This is a genomic window from Micromonospora sp. HUAS YX12, assembly GCF_040215685.1.
Taxonomy (GTDB): Bacteria; Actinomycetota; Actinomycetes; order Mycobacteriales; family Micromonosporaceae; genus Micromonospora; species Micromonospora tulbaghiae.
In genome coordinates, this window is sequence record NZ_CP157974.1 from 3,533,406 (window position 1) to 3,555,260 (window position 21,855).

Consider the following 21,855-nt stretch of genomic DNA (forward strand, 5'->3'; position numbering starts at 1 on the left):
GGACCGGAACGATCGTGGTGAGATAGGGGATGGGTGACGGTCGATGTCAGCGGTGGCGCTGTGTGACATGGCGTTCACCGGAAGTCGGCCATCATGCCACAGCCCATGTCGTGAGGTGCGCCATACCCCCCGGCACTCGTCGCCAGGTGGCGCCCCCTAGCATCGGCCCATGACGCCCGGAGAGGGGAGTCCGTTGGTGACTGCTGAGCATGCACACGCGGAGGGGGACGACGCCGCAGCGGCGCCGTCCGCAGGGGTGCTCGACGAGATCCTGGCCGGCGTACGCGAGGACGTGGCCCGGCGCCAGGAGCAGGTTCCGCTGGAGCGGATCCGGGAACTGGCCGCCGCCGCGCCGCCGCCGCTCGACGCGTACGCGGCCCTGCGCCGCCCCGGCGTGGCCGTGATCGCCGAGGTGAAGCGCTCGTCGCCGTCCAAGGGGCGGCTGGCCGAGATCGCCGACCCGGCCGACCTGGCCGGGGACTACGCGGCCGGTGGCGCGCGGGCGATCAGCGTGCTGACCGAGGGCCGCTGGTTCGGCGGGTCGCTCGACGACCTGGCGGCGGTGCGGGCCGCGGTGAACGTGCCGGTGCTGCGCAAGGACTTCGTCGTCTCCAGCTACCAGGTGCACGAGGCCCGCGCGCACGGCGCCGACCTGGTGCTGCTGATCGTCGCCGCGCTGGAGCAGAACGCGCTGGTCGGGCTGCTGGAGCGGATCGAGTCGCTCGGCATGACCGCGTTGGTCGAGGTGCACACCGAGGAGGAGGCGGACCGGGCGCTGGAGGCCGGCGCGCAGGTGATCGGCGTGAACGCCCGCGACCTGCGTACCCTGGAGGTCGACCGCTCGGTGTTCGAGCGGATCGCGCCCGGCCTGCCGAGCAGCGTCGTCAAGATCGCCGAATCCGGAGTGCGCGGTCCGCACGACCTGATCCGGTACGCCTCCGCCGGCGCCGACGCCGTGCTGGTGGGCGAGGGCCTGGTCACCCAGAAGAGCCCGCGCGAAGCGGTCGCCGAGCTGGTCAACGCCGGTAACCACCCGGCGACGCCCCGCCCGGTGCGCTGAGCCGCCGGGCACCCGATCCGAGAGGACGCCCGCGATGAGCGCCGCACCCGCAGCCGGCCAGGTTCCCGACGCCGCCGGTCACTTCGGCCGGTTCGGCGGCCGGTTCGTCCCCGAGGCGCTGGTCGCCGCGCTGGACGAGCTGGACGCGGCGTACCGGAAGGCGATGGGCGACGAGGACTTCCTCGCCGAGTTCGACGCGCTGCTGCGCGACTACGCCGGCACGCCCTCGCTGCTCTACGAGGCCCGGCGGTTCTCCGCGCAGGTCGGCGCGCGGGTCCTGCTCAAGCGCGAGGACCTCAACCACACCGGCGCCCACAAGGTCCGCAACGTGCTGGGCCAGGCGCTGCTCACCAAGCGGATGGGCAAGCGGCGGGTCATCGCGGAGACCGGCGCCGGCCAGCACGGCGTCGCCACCGCCACCGCCGCCGCGCTGTTCGACCTGGAATGCGTCGTCTACATGGGCCAGGTGGACACCGAGCGGCAGGCGCTGAACGTGGCGCGGATGCGGATGCTCGGCGCCACGGTCGTGCCAGTGACCACCGGCTCGCGCACGCTCAAGGACGCGATGAACGAGGCGATGCGGGACTGGGTCGCCAACGTCGAGGACACCCACTACCTGATCGGCACCGCCGCCGGCCCGCACCCGTTCCCGGAGATGGTCCGGGACTTCGTGCGCGGCATCGGCGAGGAGGCCCGCCGGCAGTGCCTGGACCTGACCGGCGCGCTGCCGGACGCGGTCGCGGCCTGCGTCGGCGGCGGCTCCAACGCGCTCGGCATCTTCCACGCGTTCGTGCCCGACACCGGCGTCCGGCTCTACGGCTTCGAGGCCGGCGGCGAGGGCGTCGGGACCGGCCGGCACGCCGCCAGCATCACCGGCGGCTCGTCCGGCGTGCTGCACGGCACCCGCACGTACGTCCTCCAGGACGCCGACGGGCAGACCGTCGAGTCGCACTCGATCTCGGCCGGCTTGGACTATCCGGGCGTCGGGCCGGAGCACGCCTGGCTGCACGACACCGGCCGGGCCACCTACCTGCCGGTCGACGACGCCGACGCGATGGCCGCGTTCGAGCTGCTCTGCCGCACCGAGGGCGTGATCCCGGCGATCGAGAGCGCGCACGCGCTCGCCGGTGCCCGCGCGATCGCCCCCCGGCTCGCCGAGGAGCTGGGCCGGGAGCCGGTGATCGTGGTCAACCTGTCCGGCCGGGGCGACAAGGACGTGCACACCGCCGGCGCGTACTTCGGCATCCTCGACAAGGAGTGACAGCGTGAGCCGCATCGGGGTCGCCTTCGACAAGGCGCGGGCGGACGGGCGGGCGGTGCTGGTCGGCTGCATGCCGGCGGGCTTCCCGACCGTCGAGGGCAGCATTGCCGCCATGAAGGCCATGGTCGAGGCGGGCGTGGACGTCATCGAGGTGGAGATCCCGTACTCCGACCCGGTGATGGACGGCCCGGTCATCCAGAAGGCGAGCGACATCGCACTGGCCGGCGGGGTCCGTGTCGCGGACGCGCTGCGCGTCGTCGAGGCGGTCGCCGCGACCGGGGCCAGCGTGGTCACCATGACCTACTGGAACCCCATCGAGCAGTACGGCGTGGACGCGTTCGCCCGCGACATGGCCGCCGCCGGTGGCACCGGCCTGATCACGCCGGACCTGATCCCGGACGAGGCCGCCGAGTGGCTGGCCGCCTCCGACGCGCACGGCCTGGACCGCACGTTCCTGGTGTCCCCGTCCTCGACCGACGCCCGGCTGCGGATGACCGCCGAGCACTGCCGCGGGTTCGTCTACGCCACCGCGATCATGGGTGTCACCGGCGCCCGCGCGCAGACCTCCGAGGCGGCCCCGGTCCTGGTCTCCCGGCTGCGCGAGGTCACCGACCTGCCGGTCGGGGTCGGGCTGGGCGTGGGCACCGGCGCGCAGGCCGCCACCGTCGCCGGGTACGCCGACGCGGTGATCGTGGGCAGCGCGCTGGTCCGCTGCGTGCTGGACGCCCCGGACCAGGCCGCCGGCCTGACCGCGCTGCGCAAGCTCAGCGCCGAACTCGCCGACGGAGTCCGCAACCCCGCCCGCTGACGGGACCCTCCGCCCGCCAGGCTCCCGTCCTCCCGAGATCTTGGTACGAAACGGCCCCTATAAGGGCCACTTCGTACCAAGATCTCGAGCGACCGTTGAGGCTTGTGCCCGCTCAACCTGGGCGCTGAGTGAGGCCCGGAGGGGATCCGCGCCTGCCGCTGTCGACCGCCCCGGACGCGCGCTGGCCGGGTGGCGTGAGCGGGCCGTCGGCGGGTTCCGCCGCCGAATCGTCGGCGACAGCGGTGCGGCGGAGCACGCCGGAGCGGCCGGCGAGCGCGTCCGCGATCGCCGCGCGGGTGGTGGGGGTCAGCGCGCCGGGCAGCGCCGCCGAGGGACACCACTCCACCAGGCACCCGGCCGCCGGCTCGCCCGGCGGCTCGACGCCGGCCGGCCCGGCGCGGAACACGTGCACCAGCACGTCCGGCCGCCCGCCGCACCGCCCGGCCGCCGGCGGGGAGGCGTCGGGGCCGGTGACCCGGTAGAGGCCGACCAGGTCGGTCAGCTCCACCGCCCAGCCGGTCTCCGCGCGGACCGCCCGGACGGCGGCGTCCGCCGGGCTCTCGTCGTGACGCAGCCGCCCGCCCGGCAACCCCCAGCGGCGGGCCCCCTCGGACCGGCGGCAGAGCAGCAGCCGGCCGGACCCGTCGGTGACGACCGCGGCGACCGCCCAGGTGAGCGGGCTCATGGACAAAGAGCCTACGACCGTGCAAACGAGAAGTCATCCGACCCGCGCGGCAGGCGGCCCGGGGTGCCGCATACACGGTCCGCACCGGTACCGTGTGCACCCGTGACCCTCGCCCCGATGACCCCACTGGCGGCCATGCCCAGCCCCAGCACCGCCGTCTGGCAGCTCGGTCCGGTTCCGATCCGGGCGTACGCGCTCTGCATCATCCTCGGCATCGTGGTGGCCTGCGTGGTCACCGAGTACCGGCTACGCCGCCGCGGTGTGGCGCCGGGCGCGGTGCTCGACATCGCCGTGTGGGCCGTGCCCGCGGGCATCATCGGCGCGCGGATCTACCACGTGATCACCTCCCCGGAGAAATACTTCGGCGCCGGTGGTGAGCCGATCAAGGCGCTCTACATCTGGGAGGGCGGTCTCGGCATCTGGGGCGCGGTGGCCGGCGGCGCGGTCGGCGCGTGGCTGGCCGCCCGGCAGCTCGGCATCCCGTTCACCGTCATCGCCGACGCGCTGGCGCCCGGGCTGCCCCTGGCGCAGGCCGTCGGCCGCCTGGGCAACTGGTTCAACAACGAGCTGTACGGCGGGCGGACCACGCTGCCCTGGGGCCTCGAAGTGCACGTGATGGACCCGGACAACCCGGGTCACGCGCTGCGCGACGACGCCGGCAACCCGGTGCTCCAGCCGGGGCTCTACCACCCGGCGTTCCTCTACGAGGCGCTCTGGAACGTCGGCGTCGCCGCGCTGGTGCTGTTCCTCGACCGCAAGCTGCGGCTCGGTCGCGGCCGGGCGTTCGCGCTCTACGTGATGGGCTACACGGCGGGCCGGTTCTGGATCGAGCTGATGCGCACCGACGAGGCGAACCTCATCCTCGGCGTACGCCTCAACGTCTGGACCGCCGCGCTGGTCTTCCTCGGCGCGCTGGCCTACTTCATCCGGGTCCGCGGTCCCCGCGAATACCTGGTACCGGTGGGCGAGCCGGCCCCCGCGGCCGGCCCGGCCGGCGACGTGTCCCAGGTCGACCTGTCCGCCCGGGAGGCCGCCGCACGGCCGGTCGCGCCCGAGGGCTACCGGGTGGTGACCGAGGAGCAGTTCGACGCGTACCGGAAGACCGGTGTGCTGCCCCCGGCCGACGACGAACGGCCGGAAGCCGCCGTCGGGGCCGACGCCGCCACGGACGACGCGGACGACGCGGACGAGGCCGGACGCGCGAGCACCGACTCCGCCGCCGAGGGCGCGGACGGCGACGACACGGAACCGGAGCGGGCGGACGCCGAGCGCACGAACGCCGGCCGGGCCGACAGCGGCGGGCGCCCGGCGGACCGGGACAGCTGAGCGGGGGAGTCATGCGCAGCGCGGTGGTGGTCGGCGCCGGCCTCGGCGGGATGGCGGCGGCCGGTGTGCTGGCCCGGTCGGGCTGGCAGGTCACGCTGCTGGAACGCGCCGACCGGGTCCGCCCGGAGGCGACCGCCGTGGTGCTCTGGCCCAACGGGGTACGCGCGCTGCGCGCCCTCGGGCTGGGCGACGGGCTGGACGCGATCGCCACCCCGCTGCCCGACGGCGGCGTGCGCCGGCCGGACGGCCACTGGCTGGTGCAGGCCCGGTCCACGCCGGCCGAGCGGATGCCGGTGGTGGTGCACCGGGAGGACCTGCACGACGCGCTGATCGCCGGCCTGGGCGACCGGGTCGAGCTGCGTACCGGCGTGACCGTGCGGACCGTGCGCGCGGCGCCGGGCGAGCGTCCGGCGGTGGGCGACGGCCGGCACACCTACGAGGCGGACCTGGTGGTGGCCGCCGACGGCACCGACAGCGAGATCCGCCGGCACCTCGCACCGGAGACCGCGGTGGTCAGTTCCGGGTGCGCGGCCTGGCGGGCGGTCATCCCCTGGTACCGGGCCCCGCAGTTGCCGGACGACCAGCCGGTGCACGGCGAGACGCTCGGCGCCGGGTACCGCTTCCTGGCCGCCTCGCTCGGCGATCGGGGCACCGCGGGCGCGTCCCGCCGGGGCGGCGTCTACTGGGTCGCCACCGCCGCGGGCGCGCCCCGGCCGGAGCCGCCGGAGATCCAGCTCGCGCTGCTCAAACGCTGGTTCGCGGGCTGGCCCGCGCCGATCGGGACGCTGCTGGAGGCGACCGACCCGGAGGACGTCGTCCAGCAGGAGATCCGCGAGCTGCGCCCGCTGCCCAAGGCGTACGGCTTCCCGGCCGGCCCGGGCGGCGTGGTGCTGCTCGGCGACGCCGCGCACGCCATGCCGCCGCACCTCGGGCAGGGCGCCTGCCTGGCGTTCGAGGACGCGGCGACGCTGGCCGGGCTGCTGCGGGAGTCGCGGCTGCCGGACGCGGTGACCGCGTACGACAGGTTGCGCCGCCCCCGCGCGGCCACGATGGTCCGGCAGACCCGGCGGATGTCGGCGGTCCTTCAGGCCCGGGGCCGGCTGGCGCTGCGCGCCCGGGACGCGGCCCTGGGCACGATCAGCCCGCGACTGCGCAACACCGCCGCCGCGGCGGCCGCCGCCTGGCAGCCGCCGTCCTGACCTGCGCCGGGGCGTGCGGCCTCAGATGACGGCGGCGGGCTCGGCGATGCAGGCGGTACCCACCCGGCGGAACCCGACCCGAAGGTAGACGCGGGCGATGTCCTCGCTGCCGGCGCTCAGGAAGATCAGGTCTGTGCCGGCGGCGAGCAGCTCCCGCGCGAGGGTGGCGGTCACCGCCGCGCCCAGCCCGCGCTGCCGGGCGGACGGCAGCGTGGCCACGCCGGCGATCTCCGCCACGTCGTCCACCCGCATCGCCATCCCGCTGGCGAGCGCGCCCTCGTCGGGCGTCCCGGCGAGCACCGAGACGCGCCGCCCGTCGGCGACCCGGGTCGCCTCCTCCTCCAGCGCGGCCACGTCCAGCCGGGCGAGGGCGGCGTCCCGCTCGGCCGGCCCGGCGTCGCCGCGCGCGGTGCCGCCGTTGGCGAAGCCGACCGCCGCGACGGCCCGTCGCAGCGCGATGTCCGCCGCGAAGCCGGGGTCGGCGGGGTCCAGCACCCGCACCGGTACGTCGCTGAACGTCGCCGGGTCGGGCAGCCGCTCCGGTTCCAGCAGCATCAGCGGCGCCTCCAGCACGCTGAGCCCGGCCGAGCGGGCCACCGCGAGCAGGTCCGGCTGGTGCTCGTGCACCCACTCGAACGCCTCCGGCAGGCCCAGTTCCCGCTGCCGGGCGCGGACGGCGGTGACGTCGGCGAGCGTGGGCGGCTCGTCGGCGTCGAGCCGGGGCCGGGCGTAGAACGGCCATCCGGCGCCGTCCCGGACGAACAGCACCAGGGCGCCGTACTCCTCGGTCCGGGCCCCGTCGCGGGGCACCGCGTCGTAGAACCGCTCCAACCGGTCGAGTACGTCAGCGCGTGCGACATCCACCGCGCGAGACTACACGTCCCAGCATCTGGAAGTGTGATCAATCTGAACTGGCCTTGCGCCGGAAGCCCTAACGTAGACTCAATAAACCGCAGAGGGCCGACGTCGTCCCCATCATGATCCATCCTGAGTGACGACAGGAGGCCCGGTGGCCTTTCCGTACCCTCACAGCCCGCAGTCGGCCCCACCCACGACCGGGCTCTACGACCCCGCGTACGAGCACGACGCCTGCGGCGTGGCCTTCGTGGCCGACCTGCACGGGCGGCGCTCGCACCAGGTCGTCGCGAACGGTCTCGGGGCGCTGTGCCGGCTGGACCACCGGGGCGCCCGGGGCGCGGAGCACAACACCGGGGACGGCGCCGGCATCATGATCCAGGTGCCGGACGCGTTCCTGCGCGCCACCGCCGACTTCCCGCTGCCCCCGGCCGGCCAGTACGCCACCGGCCTGGTGTTCCTGCCCGACGACGACGCGGCCGAGGCCCGCGCCCGCCAGGTGGTCGACAAGTACGCGCTGGTCGAGGGCGCCGACGTGCTCGGCTGGCGGGAGGTGCCGACCGACCCGTCCGGCCTGGGTGAGACCGCGCTCGCGGCGATGCCCCGGGTCCGGCAGCTGTTCGTGGCCGCGCACCGGCTGACCGGCTCGCCGGACGGCCCGGCCGGCTCCCCGCTGACCGGGATCGACCTGGACCGGGTGGCGTTCTGCCTGCGCAAGCAGGTCGAGCGGGAGACCGCCGAGCGGGGCGTGCCGGCGTACTTCCCGTCGCTGTCCGGCCGCACCATGGTGTGGAAGGGCATGCTCACCCCGGACCAGCTCCCCGCGTTCTACCCGGAGCTGACCGACGAGCGGGTGGTGAGCGCCATCGCGCTGGTGCACTCGCGCTTCTCCACGAACACGTTCCCGTCCTGGCCGCTGGCGCACCCGTACCGGTTCATCGCGCACAACGGTGAGATCAACACGATCCGGGGCAACCGCAACTGGATGCAGGCCCGGGAGGCGCTGCTCCGGAGCCCGAGCATCCCCGGCAACATCCGCCGGGTCTTCCCGGTCTGCACCCCGGCGGCGTCCGACTCGGCCAACTTCGACGAGGTGCTCGAACTGCTGCACCTGGCCGGGCGGAGCCTGCCGCACGCGGTGCTCATGATGATCCCCGAGGCGTGGGAGAACGACCCGGACATGCGCGCCGACAAGCGCGCGTTCTACCGCTTCCACGCCAGCCTGATGGAGCCGTGGGACGGCCCGGCGTCGGTCGCGTTCACCGACGGCGAGATCGTCGGCGCGGTGCTGGACCGCAACGGCCTGCGCCCGGGCCGCTGGTGGCACACCGCCGACGGCCTGGTGGTGCTCGGCAGCGAGGCGGGCGTGCTCGACCTGGACCCGGCCACGGTGGTCGCCAAGGGCCGGCTCCAGCCGGGCAAGATGTTCCTGGTCGACACCGTCAACGGCCGGATCGTCTCCGACGACGAGATCAAGACCGAGCTGGCCGCCGAGCAGCCGTACCAGGAGTGGCTGCACGCCGGCCTGATCGAGCTGGACGACCTGCCGCCGCGCGAGCACACCGTCTACACGCACGACTCGGTACGCCGCCGCCAGCAGACGTTCGGCTACACCGAGGAGGAGCTGAAGATCCTGCTCGGCCCGATGGCCAGCAGCGGCGCCGAGCCGATCGGCTCGATGGGCACCGACACCCCGATCGCCCCGCTGTCCACCCGGCCGCGGCTGCTCTACGACTACTTCCATCAGCTCTTCGCCCAGGTCACCAACCCGCCGCTGGACGCCATCCGGGAGGAGCTGGTGACCAGCCTGGCGTCCACCATCGGGCCGGAGGGCAACCTGCTCGACCCGGGCCCGGCGAGCTGCCGGCAGATCGTGCTGCCGTACCCGGTGATCGACAACGACGAGCTGGCCAAGATCCTGTCCATCGACGAGGACGGCGACCTGCCCGGCTTCAAGGCGGTCCGGGTCTCCGGGCTCTACCGCCTGCGCGACGGCGGCGCGGGCATCAAGGCCCGGCTGACCGAGATCTGCCGGCACGTCTCCGAGGCGATCGAGGACGGCGTGCGCATCCTGGTGCTCTCCGACCGGGACTCCAACGCCGACCTGGCCCCGATCCCGTCGCTGCTGCTCACCGCCGCGGTGCACCAGCACCTGGTCCGCGAGCAGACCCGCACCCAGGTGGCGCTGGTCGTCGAGTCCGGCGACTGCCGCGAGGTGCACCACGCGGCGGTGCTGATCGGGTACGGCGCGGCGGCGGTCAACCCGTACCTGGCCTTCGAGTCGGTGGAGGACATGATCTCCACCGGCGCGCTGGCCGGAATGGATCGGGTGAAGGCCGTCCGCAACTACGTCAAGGCGCTCGGCAAGGGCGTTCTGAAGATCATGTCCAAGATGGGCATCTCGACCGTGTCCTCGTACTGCGGGGCACAGGTCTTCGAGGCGGTCGGCCTGGACACCCGCCTGGTCGACAGGTACTTCCGCGGCACCCCGAGCACCATCGGCGGCATCGGGCTGGCCGAGATCCACGCCGAGGTGGCGGCCCGGCACGGGCGGGCCTGGCCGGCGCCGGGCGCGCAGGGCGACGACCGGCTGGAGGTCGGCGGCGAGTACCAGTGGCGCCGCGAGGGTGAGTTGCACCTGTTCAACCCGGAGACCGTCTTCCTGCTCCAGCACGCCACCCGCAGCCGCCAGTACGACGTGTTCCGGCAGTACACCGCCAAGGTCGACGAGCTGGCCGCGCAGGCGGGTTCGCTGCGCGGGCTGTTCACGCTGCGCACCGGCGTACGCCCGGCGGTGCCGCTGGACGAGGTCGAGCCGGCCGGCGAGATCGTCAAGCGCTTCGCCACCGGCGCCATGTCGTACGGGTCCATCTCGGCGGAGGCGCACGAGACGCTCGCCATCGCGATGAACCGGCTCGGCGGCAAGTCCAACACCGGCGAGGGCGGCGAAGACGTCGAGCGGCTGCACGACCCGGCGCGCCGCTCCGCGGTCAAGCAGATCGCCAGCGGCCGGTTCGGCGTGACCAGCGAATACCTCGTCAACGCCGACGACCTCCAGATCAAGATGGCGCAGGGCGCGAAGCCCGGCGAGGGCGGGCAGCTGCCCGGCAACAAGGTCTGGCCGTGGATCGCCCGGACGCGGCACGCCACCCCGGGCGTCGGCCTGATCTCCCCGCCGCCGCACCACGACATCTACTCCATCGAGGACCTGGCCCAGCTCGTCCACGACCTCAAGTGCGTCAACCCGGCCGCCCGGGTGCACGTCAAGCTGGTCAGCGAGGTGGGCGTGGGCACCGTCGCGGCGGGCGTGGCCAAGCTCAAGGCCGACGTCATCCTGATCTCCGGGCACGACGGCGGCACCGGCGCGTCCCCGCTCAACTCGCTCAAGCACGCCGGCACCCCGTGGGAGCTGGGCCTGGCCGAGGCGCAGCAGACGCTGCTGCTCAACAAGCTGCGCGACCGGGTCACCGTGCAGGTCGACGGCCAGCTCAAGACCGGCCGGGACGTGCTGATCGCGGCGCTGCTCGGCGCCGAGGAGTTCGGGTTCGCCACCGCGCCGCTGATCGTCGAGGGCTGCGTGATGATGCGGGTGTGCCACCTGGACACCTGTCCGGTCGGCATCGCCACCCAGAACCCGGTGCTGCGTGAGCGCTTCACCGGCCGTCCCGAGTTCGTGGAGAACTTCTTCCTCTTCCTCGCCGAGGAGGTCCGGGGCTACCTGGCCGAGCTGGGCTTCCGCAGCATCGACGAGGCGATCGGCCACACCGAGCTGCTCGACGTGGCCGGCGCGATCGACCACTGGAAGGGCCACGGGCTCGACCTGAGCCGCGTGCTGCACCTGCCCGAGCTGCCCGAGGGCGCGGCCCGCCGGGGCGTACGCGCCCAGGACCACGGCCTCGACGCGGCGCTGGACAACCGGCTCATCGAGCTGGCCGGGCCGGCGTTGCGCGACCGTACCCCGGTCCGGGTCGAGGTCGAGGTCCGCAACGAGCACCGCAGCGTCGGCGCGATGCTCGGCGGCGAGGTGACCCGCCGCTTCGGCGGCACCGGCCTGCCCGACGACACGATCGAGTTCCGGCTGCGCGGCACCGCCGGTCAGTCGTTCGGCGCGTTCCTGCCACGCGGGGTCACGCTGCGCCTGTACGGCGACGCCAACGACTACGTCGGCAAGGGACTGTCCGGCGGGCGGATCGTGGTCCGGCCGGACGCCGACGCGCCGTTCGTCGGCGTGGACGCCGCGCCGGGCCGCCGCGCCGAGGACCAGATCATCGCCGGCAACACCATCCTGTACGGCGCCACCGGCGGCGAGGTGTTCCTGCGCGGCCGGGTGGGGGAGCGGTTCGCCGTCCGCAACTCCGGCGCGGTGGCGGTGGTCGAGGGCCTCGGCGACCACGGTTGCGAGTACATGACCGGCGGCACCGTCGTGGTGCTCGGGCCGACCGGGCGCAACTTCGCCGCCGGCATGTCCGGCGGCACCGCGTTCGTGCACCGGCTCGACCAGCGGCTGGTCAACGCCGAGCTGGTCGACCTGTCGCCGCTGCGCGACGAGGAGCGCGACCGGCTGCACGAGCTGGTCCAGCGGCACTTCGCCGAGACGGACTCGGCGGTCGCCGAGGATCTGCTCAAGCGCTGGCCGCAGGCGGTGGAGGAGTTCACCGCCGTGGTGCCCCGGGACTACCGCCGGGTCATGGAGATCATGCGGGCCGCCGAAGCCGCCGGCCGAGACGTCGACGACGCGGTGATGAGCGCGCTCAGCGTGCCGTCGGCCGCGCCGGTACCGCCCGCGCCCCGGGCGGTCGCCCAGGAGGTGGCTCGTGCCTGACCCGAACGGTTTCCTGCGCTACGACCGGCGGCTGCCGGCCCGCCGTCCGGTGCCGGTGCGCATCTCCGACTGGCGCGAGGTGTACCCGCCGGCCGGCGAGGAGCTGATCCGCGAGCAGGCCACCCGGTGCATGGACTGCGGCATCCCGTTCTGCCACGACGGCTGCCCGCTGGGCAACCGCATCCCGGACTGGAACGACCTGGTCCGCACCGGCAACTGGGACGCCGCGGTGGAGTCGCTGCACGCCACGAACAACTTCCCCGAGTTCACCGGCCGGCTCTGCCCGGCGCCGTGCGAGGCGGCCTGTGTGCTCGGCCTCGGCGGCCAGCAGCCGGTCACCATCAAGCAGGTCGAGGTGGAGATCGCCGACGCGGCGGTGGCCCGCGACGGCCTGCGGCCCCGGCCCGCCTCCGCCCCGACCGGCCGGTCGGTCGCCGTGGTCGGCTCCGGCCCGGCCGGGCTGGCCGCCGCGCAGCAGCTCGCCCGCGCCGGTCACACGGTCACCGTGTACGAGCGCGACGACGCGATCGGCGGTCTGCTCCGCTACGGCATCCCCGACTTCAAGCTGGAGAAGCAGCACATCGACAAGCGGCTGGCCCAGCTCACCGCCGAGGGTGTGCGGTTCCGGACCGGCGTCGACGTCGGCGTCGACGTGACCGCCGAGCAGTTGCGCGCCGAGCACGACGCGGTGCTGCTGGCCTGCGGCGCGTTGCAGGGCCGGGACACCCCCGAGACACCGGGCCGGGCGCTGCGTGGCGTGCACCAGGCGATGGCGCACCTGGTGGCCGCGAACCGGGTCGTGGCCGCCGCCGGGGACGGGCGGCCCGCGCTGGCGACGCTGCCCGACGGCACACCGATCGACGCCGCCGGCAAGCACGTGGTGATCATCGGTGGTGGCGACACCGCGGCGGACTGCCTCGGTGTGGCGCACCGGCAGGGCGCGGCCGGCGTACACCAGCTCGACCTCTACCCGCAGCCGCCCACCGAGCGCGACGCCGCCCGCGACCCGTGGCCGACCTGGCCGTGGCTGCTGCGCAACTACCCGGCGCACGAGGAGGGCGGCGAGCGCGTGTTCGCCGTCGCGGTGCAGGAGTTCGTGGACGACGGCACCGGCCAGGTCCGCGCCGTCCGGATCGCCGAGGTGACAGTGGAGAAGGTGGACGGCCGCCGCATCGTCACCCCGCTGCCCGGCTCCGAGCGGGAGATCCCGGCCGATCTGGTGCTGCTCGCCATCGGCTTCGAGGGCACCGAGCAGCAGCCCTTGCTGGCCCAGTTCGGGGTGACCCGCAACGCCCGCGGCGCGGTCGACGCCCGCCCGGACTGGCAGGCCGCCGACGGCGTCTTCGTCGCCGGTGACATGCACCGGGGCGCGTCGCTCATCGTCTGGGCGATCGCCGAGGGACGCGCCGCCGCGGCGGCGATCCACGCGTACCTGGGCGGGGTGGGCGAGCTGCCCGCCCCGGTCGACCCGGCCCGCCAGCCGCTCGCCGCCCGCTGAAAGGAAGGGCCCCCTCTTAACGCCTCGGGTAGAGGAGGGGGCCCTTCTTAACATCGCCGTCCGCGCGGCGGTCGCGCCGCGCCCGCCGCGCGGCGGGCGCGTCGCGCGGCGGGTCGCGCTGCGGCGTCACCGGCAACCGGATCGACGCATGTGAACGAATCTTCCCCTGCTCGCCGAGCTCGGCTGTTCTATTTCGGCAAATGTTTCGATAGCATTACCGACCAGTAACAGCACCGATCCCTCGGCCACGCGCGCGGTCAACGGGCTCCACCACCCTGTCCCGTGGAGGCTCTGTCATGTCCCGTCGCGTCCGTACCGCGCTCGCCGCCGTACTGGCGGCCGTCCTCGGCGCCGTGCTCCTGCCCGGCGCCGCCCGGGCGGCCACCGTCAACTACGTCGCCCTCGGCGACTCCTACTCCTCCGGGGTCGGCGCCGGCCCGTACGACCTGTCCACCTGCCTGCGCAGCCAGAAGTCGTACGCCCCGCTCTGGGCCGCGGCCCATTCGGTCACCAGCTTCAAGTTCCCGGCCTGCGGCGGCGCGGTCACCGCCGACGTGCTGAACAACCAGGTCGGCCAGCTGGGCAGCAGCACCACGCTCGTCACCATCACCATCGGCGGCAACGACGCCGGTTTCGCCGACGTGATGACCAGTTGCCGTTTCGGCAGCACGTCCACCTGCGAGAGCGCGGTCAACGAGGCGAAGGCGTTCGCCACCGCGACGCTGCCGGGCCGGCTCGACGCCACGTACACCGCGATCCGCAACCGGGCCCCGAACGCCCGGCTGGTGGTGCTCGGCTACCCGCGGCTGTTCGAGACCGGTTACTGCGGACTGCTCGCCATGAGCAGCTACAAGCGCACCATCCTCAACCAGGCCGCCGACACGCTCAACGGCGTCATCGCCGGCCGGGCCGCCGCGGCCGGTGGCACCTTCGTCGACGCGCGGCCGTACTTCGCCGGGCACGGGGTGTGCGCCGCCGAACCGTGGATCCGTGACGTCAGCGGCGTCATCGAGGCGTACCACCCGAACGCCAGCGGCTACCGCTACGGCTACCTGGCCGCGCTGACCGCAGCCATCGGCTGATCCGCACGCGAGGAGGGGCCCCGCCCGGCATCCGTCCGTCGAGCGGGGCCCCGCCCTGCCGGGTTGCATCGAACGTCGACAATGGTGCGACGCCCCGCGTGACCCGGAGGTGACCATGCGCGAACCGGTGATCCGGTCACGGCCGCTCCGGGAGCAGCTCCCGGCCGGCGGCCCGGAACTGCTCACCCTGCTGGCCCGGCTGCTGCGGCGCCCCCGGCGCGGCGACCGCCGGCTCCCGCTGCTCTGGCTGGTCCGGCCGGCCGGGGACGGCGCGGTCGCGGCCCTGCTGCGGCGTTTCGCGGCGCGCCGGGCCGGGCGCCGGGTGCCGCACGTGGTGCTGGACCTGACCGGCCGGCCCGCCGGCGACGACGTCGCGGCCGTGCTGCGCGAGCTGCACCGGCAGCTCTCCGTGGAGGCGTTCGGCGCGCCCCGGCTGCGGTTCCGGCACTACCCGCTGGCGGACTGGCTGATGCACCAGACGCTCGCCGTGGACCTGGACGCCGCCGACAGCGGCCGGGCCGCGCTGGTGCGCCGGCTGCGGGACTGGCGGGGACGGCGGGCCGGTGACGACCCCCAGGTCGGCGGGGACTCCGGCCTCGGCACCGCGCTGCACCTGCTGCTCTGGCTGCTGTGGCGGGCCGTGCCCAGCGTCGTGTTCCGGATCGCCGTCTCCGGCCGGGTGCCGCTCGTGGGACGGCAGTACAGCTGGTTCATGCGCCAGCAGTACCTGGCGCCCCGGCAGTCGGTGACGTTCCTCGGCTTCGCCGAGCGGCTCACCGCCGGCTGGCGCGACGGCGAACACCCGGCCCAGGTGGAGAAGCTGCTGCTGCACGCGTTCCTGGAGGACCTGCGCCTGGCGTACCGGCGGCGGTTCTGGCGGCCCGGGGACTGGCGCCGCACCGCCTATCCGGTGCTGGTGCTCGACGGCGCGCGGCCGGACAACGTCGGGCACACGCTGGTCCGGCTCGTCGACGAGGTGCGCAACGAGACCGGCCGCAACGACCCGCTGCTCGTCGTCGCGGTCGCCGCCGACCCGCCGCCGGAACCGGCCGCTTCCCGGCCGCTGGCCCAGGCCGAGGAGGCGTACGAGGAGTGGGCCGAGGCGCTGCCGGAGAACCGCCGGCTGCGCCGCCCCGGCGCCTGGTTGATGCTGCTGGAGGCGGACGACCGGGACGTCGACGTCCCGGTGGGAGGCGTGCCGCCGGCCCTTGCCGCGCCCGACCCGCCCTGGTGGGCACGGCGGTTCCTGCCCGCCGCGGTGGCCCTGGCGCTCGTCGCCGGGCTGGGCCTGTGGGCGCACGGGCGGTGGGCGCCGGACTGCCGCCCCTGGCCCACCGACCGGGTCGCCGTCCGGCTCGTCGGCGGGGAGTGCGTCGGCTACAGCGACACCGCCGGGCAGGTCTTCAACAGCGAACCCGGGCAGGACCGGCTGCGCGCCGTGCAGCGGCGCATCTTCGCCCAGAACCGGGCCGCCGAGGAGGTGTGGCGGCGCAGCGAGCACCGCCGCCCCTACCTGACGCTGGTCTACCTGGGCAGCCTCACCGGCAACCGGACCCGGGCGGACGAGGAGTCCTACGTCTCCGAGCGGGAGGAGCTGGAGGGCATGGCCACCGCCCAGTACGCCCTGCTGCAGGAGTCGGCGGCGGCGGACGACGCGGCGCTGCTGCACATCGTGGTGGCGAACGCCGGGCGGCAGATGCGGCACGCCGACGACGCGGTGCGGATGCTGGAGGGGCTGGCCCGCGACGACCCGACCCTGCTCGGCGTGGTCGGGCTGGTGGACAGCCGCACCAGCACGGCGGCCGCACTGCGCGAACTCAACCGGGTCGGCCTGCCGGTACTCGCCCCCACGCTGTCGGCCGACCGGATGGACGACAACTCCAGCCTCTACCTGGCCATGTCGGCGCCGAACCGGGATCAGGCCCGGATGGTCGAGGCGTACGCCCGGCAGGTGCTGCGGGTGGGGGAGGCGCACGTCTACTGGACCACCGGCGAGGGCAGCTCGCTCGCCGACGACCTGTACGTCGCCACCCTCGTCGACGGCCTGCGGGAGCGCTTCGGGGACCGGATCACCCGGCTCGACGAGTGGCGCAGCGGGCGGCGGCTCACTCAGGAGTGCGGCTACCCGGGGATGCTCTTCTTCGCCGGCCGCTGGTCCGAGTTCGACGGGTTCATGCGCGCGCTCAAGGAGTGCGGCGCGAACCCGCCCCGGCACCTGGTCGCCGACGACTCGGTGAACCGCTACATGGCCAACCCGGGGTTGCGCGCCAGCGCGCCGGGCAACCTGCCGGTCACGTACGTGTCGAAGGCCGCGCTGGCCACCTGCGCGTCGCTGCGGGCCGCGCAGGCCGGGCGCGACGACGCCCGCGGCAGTTTCCTCACCTGGATCGGCGCGGACGGCCTGCTCGACCCGCCCCGCTGCCGTGCCGGGGCCGGCCCGCCGGTCGGCGAGCGGGTCAGCCTGGCCTACGACGCCACCATGATGACGGTACGCGCGCTGGAGAGCCTCGCCGCCCGGCTGCGCCACGCCGACACCGGCCGCCGCTGGGAGCCCCGTTCGGTCAATCCGGTCGGGGTGCACGCCGAGGTGCTGCGGCAGAACGCCGCCGGCGGCTACCCGGGGGTCAGCGGCCTCATCCGGTACGCCCCGGACTCCGGCGAACCGGTCGCGAAGCGGCTGGCGCTGCTCACCGTGGCGAAGGTGCCCGACGTGGACGCCGCCCCGGTCGAGGTGTTCCACTGCGGCGTCGCCGACGCCGGCCCCGACCCCGGCTGCCGCGTCGCCCCACGCTAGGCGAGATCTTGGTACGCGCGCGCCCCGCGAGGGGCGCCCGCGTACCAAGATTCATGGGCACGAGCGCCTGACCTCATGCAAGCGGCGGCGAGCGCAACGGAGCCCAGCCGACGAAGCGGGCGAACAGCGCCTGCGGGCTCGGTGACTCGTGCGGGTTGAGGCGATGCAGCTCCTGAGCTGCGTCGTAGAGCTGCCCGCACAGATAGACCGACAGGGCGAGGCGATCAGCCGCGTACTCGGCGAGCAGCGCCAGCCGAGCCTCCGCGCACGGCCACGGGTGAGCGCAGCGCTTGCAGATCCAGAGCGGGCGCACCGGCAGGTGCGGACGGGCGCCGGTGCTCACGCCGGCACCCGTTTCCGCGTGGCCGTCCGAACACGGCGGCCGACGACCGCGCCTTCACCCGCCCGGCCGTCCAGCCAGTGCAGCCCGGCCGGCTGGACGAACAGCTCCCGCTTGGCGACCGCGTCGCCCTTGGCGTTCAGCTCGTACGCCTCGATCCACGTCCAGCCGTCGTACGTGTGGCGATCCGCGATCTCCCGGATCACCCGAACGGTGATCGGGCGACAGAACTGCACGCTCGCCGTGCGGTCGAGGCGTAGGAGATCCCCCGCCTTGATCGGGCGAGCATCCGTCGGCGTGGTCGGCGGTGCGCTGGCACGCCTCGCCTTCAGCTTGTCGTCGGGCACGGACTCCCCCTTGGGACGTTGGCTGGATCACCTGTACGCCACCTTGCCGACGGCTACGGGACCAATACACAGCGTTGTCGTATGGTGTCGGGGTGTCCTGGACGTCCATAGGGGAGGAAGGATGAATCACGCGCTCCAGGTGGCGATGGCCGAAGCTGGCGAAACGGCGGAGAGCCTCGCAGCTCAGACCGGCGTGGATCCGAAGACAGCGGCCCGTTGGATCTCCCCGGGACGTGTCCCGCAACCTCGCCGACGTGCGCAGGTGGCCGCGCTCCTCGGGCGGGACGTCGGGGACCTTTGGCCCGATGTCCTCAAGCGCCGCGAGCCGCCGTGGCTGCGTGAATGGGTAGACTGGGAACGGGATGCCGTGGCGATCCGCTGGTTCGAGCACACGTGGGTCCCCGGCCTGTTGCAGACGGAGGCGTACGCGCGGGCCACACTCACGGGCGAGGCGCTGACCTCGGCGGAGGCCGACGAACTGGTTGCCTCGCGGATCGAACGACAGGCGATCCTCCGTCGGGACCGGCCGCCCCTGGTCGTCGCGGTCATCTTCGAGGGTGTGCTGCATCAGTCGGCCTACGGTGACCGTGAGCTGATGCGGGAGCAGCTTGAGCACCTGGTCCGCTACGCAACCCTGCCCGGTGTGCAGATACACGTCGTGCCGAGGGGCGTCGGCATGTATCCGGGGCTCGGTGGTGGCTTCATCCTCGCCGAACTGCCCACCGGTGAACATGTCGCGCACGTCGACAGCCAGGCGTCCGCGCAGCTCCTTAATGAGGCTGCGGCCGTTGCTACGCTCAGCCGTAGGTGGGAGCGCATCAGGGGCGAGGCACTCTCCCGAACCCAGTCACTAGACCTGATCAGGGAAGCGGCAGGATCATGGACATGACCGGTGCGCGATGGCGCAAGAGCACGAAGAGCGGCAACAACGGCGGCTCTTGTGTGGAGGTTGCCGACAACCTCACGGGCGTCGTGCTGGTCCGGGACACCAAGGACCGGGCCGGCGGGATACTGGCCTTCGAGCCGGCTGCCTGGCAGGGGTTCGTCGGCCTGGCCAAGGAGATCGGCGTCAGTGAGCGGCGAGGAACCAGCACCGACGCTCGCTGAGGATCTCGATGCCGAACTGGCCCGGCGGGGGGATGGCCGTCTCCGCCGAGGGCTGCGCTCGCGCGGGGAGGCAACCAGCCCAGGTGGAGCAGCGGTGGTCTCCCGGTCGTCGGGTACCTGAGGGCTGCCAGATCTTGGAAGCGGAGGGCCCTTCCAGGGGCCATATCCCTCCATGATCTACGACTGAGGGACGTGGCTCAGCTGATCCGTCGGACGACCGGATCGAGCGCTGCCCTCAGGAGGTCCGTCTCGCCGGTGTTCAGGTGCTGGACGCAGGCCGCGATGTTGTCCGCCGCGTCGAGTTCCGACCAGTCGAGCAGGTAGCCGGCCGCGGCGCCGAGCTGGCGCAGGAAGGCGCGCAGGCGGCGGCATCCCTCAGGCCCAACTTGTTGACCAGGCAATCCGTACCCGGCCAGCAGTACGGATCGATCATTTGCGAAGGCGGGCGATCTCTTCGGCGATCAGATCCTCGGCGCTGACCAGACCCGAGGCCACATCGCGAAGGCGCTCCTGCCAGTCCTCGTCGAACTCCTCGCCCTCGATCGCGGCGTTCGCGGTGGCCAGAGCGACAGCTGTCTCCGTGCTCGCCATCTGCCTCGCGTAGTAGGTCCGCATCAGGTCGATGTCGAGATGTTCGGAGGAACTGGCGGACTCGGGCAGCGCCCCCCGAGCGGCTCGCCACGGCAACTCGTTGTGCGTCATGGTCGACAACTCAGCCGCCGAGAATTTTCCGTACTCGCGGGTGACCCAGCGGACGCAGTCGAGCTGGGCGTCGGTGAGCCGGGAGGCGTTCCCGAGCGGCCAGTCCGACACGTAGAGCTGCTGGCGGTGCTGCCGGTAGAGCAGGGGGACGACAGGGCCTTCCCGCCAGGCCTCGATCGGCTCGGCGAACAGCGGTGCTCCGGTACGGGCCAGGTGCCACCCCTGGCAGTAGTAGACGAGCTTCTCCAGCTTCATGGCCGTGACCCGACCAACCTCGGCGAGCACTGCTGCAGCGACATCGTGTGCGTTGGCCATCGGGGGACACCTCCTTCATCGGCCCTGCTCAGAGCGTACCGATGATCCGCCTGGCCAGGCGACCCGCGCAGCTGTATCGAATGGGACGTCCGTCGCATACCGGCACTGCTCGGCCGGCGATTCCCGCCTGGGAACCGCCGGCCGCCGCCGTCTCAACGATGCGCGTTACTCGGCCGCCCCCACGGGCCGGTGATCGCGAACACGTACCCCGGTGACTGGATGTTGGCGAACAGCGTCCGCCCGTCCGCGCTGAACGTCGGTCCGGTGAACTCGCTGTCGTTGAGCTCGTTGCGGGCCAGCGGGTACGCCTTGCCCTGCTCGGTGACGCCGACCAGGTGCGACACCCCCTCGCCGTCCTCGGCCAGGATCACCCCGCCGTACGGCGAGACGGTGATGTTGTCCGGCCCGTCGTAGTTGCCGGTGTCGGCCTCCGGGTCGGTGTTCACCCCGAAGACGGTCTTCAGCGTCACGGTCTGCCGGCGCGGGTCGTAGAACCACACCTGGCCGTCGTGCTCGTTCGCGCTGCCGTCGTCGTGGCGGGCGTAGCTGGCCACGAAGTACGCGCCCCCGTCGCCCCACCAGGCGCCCTCCAGCTTGCGGCTGCGGGTCACCTCCGCGTCGGTGAACTGCTTGCGTACCGACACGGTCCGCGCGTCGCGGTCCGGCACCTCGACCCACTCCACCCGGTACCGGGTGCCGGGCGTGGTGGCCTCGGACAGGTCGGCCACGTGCGCGTCGCCGCGCAGGCAGCGCATCGCGGCGAGGCTCCCCCCGTCCGGCCGCTGGGCCAGCGCCCGCAGCGCGCCCTTGCCGGCCCGGAAGCCGGGCGGCGGCGTCCACCGGAAGTACAGGCCGTTGGGCCCGCTCGCGTCCTCGGTCAGGTAGATCGAGTGGGTGTACGGGTCGACCGCCACCGCCTCGTGGGAGTACCGCCCGAGGAACGTCAGCGGCAGCGGGCCGGTGTTGGCGGACCGGTCGTGCGGGTCGACCTCGAAGACGTACCCGTGGTCCTTCAGGTACCGCCCACCGGCCCGCTGCTCGGTCTCCTCGCAGGTCAGCCACGTGCCCCACGGGGTGATGCCGCCGGCGCAGTTGTTGTGCGTGCCGGCCACGCTGACGTACTCGCGCAGCCGCCGCCCGTGCCGGTCCACCTCGATGGTGGTGGTGCCGCCGCGGGCGCCCGGGTCGTAGGTGAGGCCGGGCAGCGCCGGCACCGGGTACGGCTCGTCGCCGCCGATCTCGTGGTTGTTCACCAGCACCGAGCCGTGCGGGCCGCGGAAGCAGCCGGTGCCGTCCGCGTCGCTCGGGGTGGGCTGCCCGGACTCCAGCAGCGTCGCGCCCGCCTGCGCGACGACGGTGTACGAGAAGCCGGGCGGCAGCGCCAGCAGGCCGGCCGGGTCCGGCACCAGGTCGCCGTAGCCGGCGGCGGGGCGGCACGCGGGCCGGGCCGCGACCGGTCCGGCGATGGCCTCCAGGCTGCCGGCCACCACGATGCCGAGTCCGCCGGCCGCGCCGCCGCGCAGCAGGGACCGCCGGGAAAGAGGTGAGGTGGTCACGTCGTCGCCTTCCTTTGCACGGTTCGCTGAGGGAAGGCAAACCGGGCCTGGGGAACGGCGGGCGGCGCGCCCGCCCGACGCCGGGTGAACAGTGGACG

The 21,855-nt window shown here is 73.7% G+C and carries 17 protein-coding genes; 11 read left to right on the top strand and 6 right to left on the bottom strand.

The features are described from left to right. The first annotated feature begins 256 nt into the window (after positions 1 to 256). The 3 genes from trpC to trpA are packed head-to-tail and all read left to right on the top strand — an operon-like array spanning position 257 to position 3,129. The gene (gene trpC / locus ABIH81_RS17215) at positions 257 to 1,060 is read left to right on the top strand and encodes an indole-3-glycerol phosphate synthase TrpC (protein WP_194801305.1); all 804 of its coding nucleotides are present in this window, start codon (positions 257 to 259) and stop codon (positions 1,058 to 1,060) included. A 34-nt stretch (positions 1,061 to 1,094) separates the two neighbouring features. Further along, complete coding sequence (gene trpB, locus ABIH81_RS17220) at positions 1,095 to 2,321, top strand: tryptophan synthase subunit beta (RefSeq protein WP_349875942.1); 1,227 nt, start codon at positions 1,095 to 1,097, stop codon at positions 2,319 to 2,321. 4 nt (positions 2,322 to 2,325) lie between these two features. Continuing rightward, positions 2,326 to 3,129, top strand: coding sequence for a tryptophan synthase subunit alpha (trpA, locus tag ABIH81_RS17225; protein ID WP_349875943.1), 804 nt, complete (start codon positions 2,326 to 2,328; stop codon positions 3,127 to 3,129). 112 nt (positions 3,130 to 3,241) lie between these two features. Here the strand turns inward: trpA and ABIH81_RS17230 are convergent, their stop codons facing one another. Continuing rightward, positions 3,242 to 3,814 (bottom strand): NUDIX hydrolase, encoded by a 573-nt coding sequence (locus ABIH81_RS17230; protein ID WP_349875944.1) that lies wholly within the window; start codon positions 3,812 to 3,814, stop codon positions 3,242 to 3,244. Between the two features lie 102 nt (positions 3,815 to 3,916). Here ABIH81_RS17230 and lgt point away from each other — a divergent pair, with 102 nt between their 5' ends. Together lgt and ABIH81_RS17240 are read left to right on the top strand one after the other, a co-directional pair. Further along, complete coding sequence (lgt, locus tag ABIH81_RS17235) at positions 3,917 to 5,140, top strand: prolipoprotein diacylglyceryl transferase (RefSeq protein WP_349875945.1); 1,224 nt, start codon at positions 3,917 to 3,919, stop codon at positions 5,138 to 5,140. An 11-nt stretch (positions 5,141 to 5,151) separates the two neighbouring features. After that, positions 5,152 to 6,339, top strand: coding sequence for an NAD(P)/FAD-dependent oxidoreductase (locus ABIH81_RS17240; protein WP_349875946.1), 1,188 nt, complete (start codon positions 5,152 to 5,154; stop codon positions 6,337 to 6,339). 21 nt (positions 6,340 to 6,360) lie between these two features. Here the strand turns inward: ABIH81_RS17240 and ABIH81_RS17245 are convergent, their stop codons facing one another. Beyond that, the gene (locus tag ABIH81_RS17245; protein ID WP_349875947.1) at positions 6,361 to 7,203 is read right to left on the bottom strand and encodes a GNAT family N-acetyltransferase; all 843 of its coding nucleotides are present in this window, start codon (positions 7,201 to 7,203) and stop codon (positions 6,361 to 6,363) included. 145 nt (positions 7,204 to 7,348) lie between these two features. Here ABIH81_RS17245 and gltB point away from each other — a divergent pair, with 145 nt between their 5' ends. The 4 genes from gltB to ABIH81_RS17265 all read left to right on the top strand — a co-directional run bounded on the left by gltB (position 7,349) and on the right by ABIH81_RS17265 (position 17,390). Next, positions 7,349 to 12,016, top strand: coding sequence for a glutamate synthase large subunit (gene gltB / locus ABIH81_RS17250; RefSeq protein ID WP_349875948.1), 4,668 nt, complete (start codon positions 7,349 to 7,351; stop codon positions 12,014 to 12,016). Further along, a complete protein-coding gene (locus ABIH81_RS17255; RefSeq protein WP_349875949.1) occupies positions 12,009 to 13,514 on the top strand; it encodes a glutamate synthase subunit beta in 1,506 nt (501 codons plus the stop codon). Before gltB ends, ABIH81_RS17255 begins: the two co-directional genes overlap by 8 nt. 296 nt (positions 13,515 to 13,810) lie before the next feature. Then, positions 13,811 to 14,596 carry an SGNH/GDSL hydrolase family protein gene (locus tag ABIH81_RS17260; protein ID WP_349875950.1) on the top strand — a complete coding sequence of 262 codons (786 nt, stop codon included), beginning with the start codon at positions 13,811 to 13,813 and terminating at the stop codon, positions 14,594 to 14,596. A gap of 115 nt (positions 14,597 to 14,711) precedes the next feature. Beyond that, positions 14,712 to 17,390, top strand: coding sequence for a hypothetical protein (locus ABIH81_RS17265; protein ID WP_349875951.1), 2,679 nt, complete (start codon positions 14,712 to 14,714; stop codon positions 17,388 to 17,390). Between the two features lie 73 nt (positions 17,391 to 17,463). Here ABIH81_RS17265 and ABIH81_RS17270 read toward each other — a convergent pair whose 3' ends face one another. Beyond that, positions 17,464 to 17,733: a hypothetical protein gene (locus ABIH81_RS17270; RefSeq protein ID WP_349875952.1), complete on the bottom strand. Its 270-nt coding sequence runs from the start codon at positions 17,731 to 17,733 to the stop codon at positions 17,464 to 17,466. Continuing rightward, the gene (locus ABIH81_RS17275) at positions 17,730 to 18,008 is read right to left on the bottom strand and encodes a hypothetical protein (RefSeq protein ID WP_349881133.1); all 279 of its coding nucleotides are present in this window, start codon (positions 18,006 to 18,008) and stop codon (positions 17,730 to 17,732) included. The genes ABIH81_RS17270 and ABIH81_RS17275 overlap by 4 nt, the downstream gene beginning before the upstream one ends. 190 nt (positions 18,009 to 18,198) lie before the next feature. Between ABIH81_RS17275 and ABIH81_RS17280 the strand changes: the two genes are divergently transcribed. Further along, positions 18,199 to 18,966: a DUF5753 domain-containing protein gene (locus tag ABIH81_RS17280; protein ID WP_349875953.1), complete on the top strand. Its 768-nt coding sequence runs from the start codon at positions 18,199 to 18,201 to the stop codon at positions 18,964 to 18,966. Continuing rightward, the gene (locus tag ABIH81_RS17285) at positions 18,957 to 19,184 is read left to right on the top strand and encodes a DUF397 domain-containing protein (protein ID WP_349875954.1); all 228 of its coding nucleotides are present in this window, start codon (positions 18,957 to 18,959) and stop codon (positions 19,182 to 19,184) included. Before ABIH81_RS17280 ends, ABIH81_RS17285 begins: the two co-directional genes overlap by 10 nt. 429 nt (positions 19,185 to 19,613) lie before the next feature. Here the strand turns inward: ABIH81_RS17285 and ABIH81_RS17290 are convergent, their stop codons facing one another. Together ABIH81_RS17290 and ABIH81_RS17295 are read right to left on the bottom strand one after the other, a co-directional pair. Then, on the bottom strand, positions 19,614 to 20,201 hold the full coding sequence (locus tag ABIH81_RS17290; protein ID WP_349875955.1) for a type II toxin-antitoxin system antitoxin SocA domain-containing protein: 588 nt from the start codon (positions 20,199 to 20,201) through the stop codon (positions 19,614 to 19,616). A gap of 152 nt (positions 20,202 to 20,353) precedes the next feature. Further along, positions 20,354 to 21,757 (bottom strand): alkaline phosphatase PhoX, encoded by a 1,404-nt coding sequence (locus ABIH81_RS17295; RefSeq protein WP_349875956.1) that lies wholly within the window; start codon positions 21,755 to 21,757, stop codon positions 20,354 to 20,356. Positions 21,758 to 21,855: the final 98 nt, after the last annotated feature.

Excerpts from the sequence above, each read along its gene's own strand:
- trpB (WP_349875942.1), top strand. The coding sequence starts at position 1,095 with ATGAGCGCCGCACCCGCAGCCGGCCAGGTTCCCGACGCCGCCGGTCAC.
- ABIH81_RS17230 (WP_349875944.1), bottom strand. The coding sequence starts at position 3,814 with ATGAGCCCGCTCACCTGGGCGGTCGCCGCGGTCGTCACCGACGGGTCC.
- ABIH81_RS17240 (WP_349875946.1), top strand. The coding sequence starts at position 5,152 with ATGCGCAGCGCGGTGGTGGTCGGCGCCGGCCTCGGCGGGATGGCGGCG.
- ABIH81_RS17260 (WP_349875950.1), top strand. The coding sequence starts at position 13,811 with ATGTCCCGTCGCGTCCGTACCGCGCTCGCCGCCGTACTGGCGGCCGTC.
- ABIH81_RS17265 (WP_349875951.1), top strand. The coding sequence starts at position 14,712 with ATGCGCGAACCGGTGATCCGGTCACGGCCGCTCCGGGAGCAGCTCCCG.
- ABIH81_RS17280 (WP_349875953.1), top strand. The coding sequence starts at position 18,199 with ATGAATCACGCGCTCCAGGTGGCGATGGCCGAAGCTGGCGAAACGGCG.
- ABIH81_RS17285 (WP_349875954.1), top strand. The coding sequence starts at position 18,957 with ATGGACATGACCGGTGCGCGATGGCGCAAGAGCACGAAGAGCGGCAAC.
- ABIH81_RS17290 (WP_349875955.1), bottom strand. The coding sequence starts at position 20,201 with ATGGCCAACGCACACGATGTCGCTGCAGCAGTGCTCGCCGAGGTTGGT.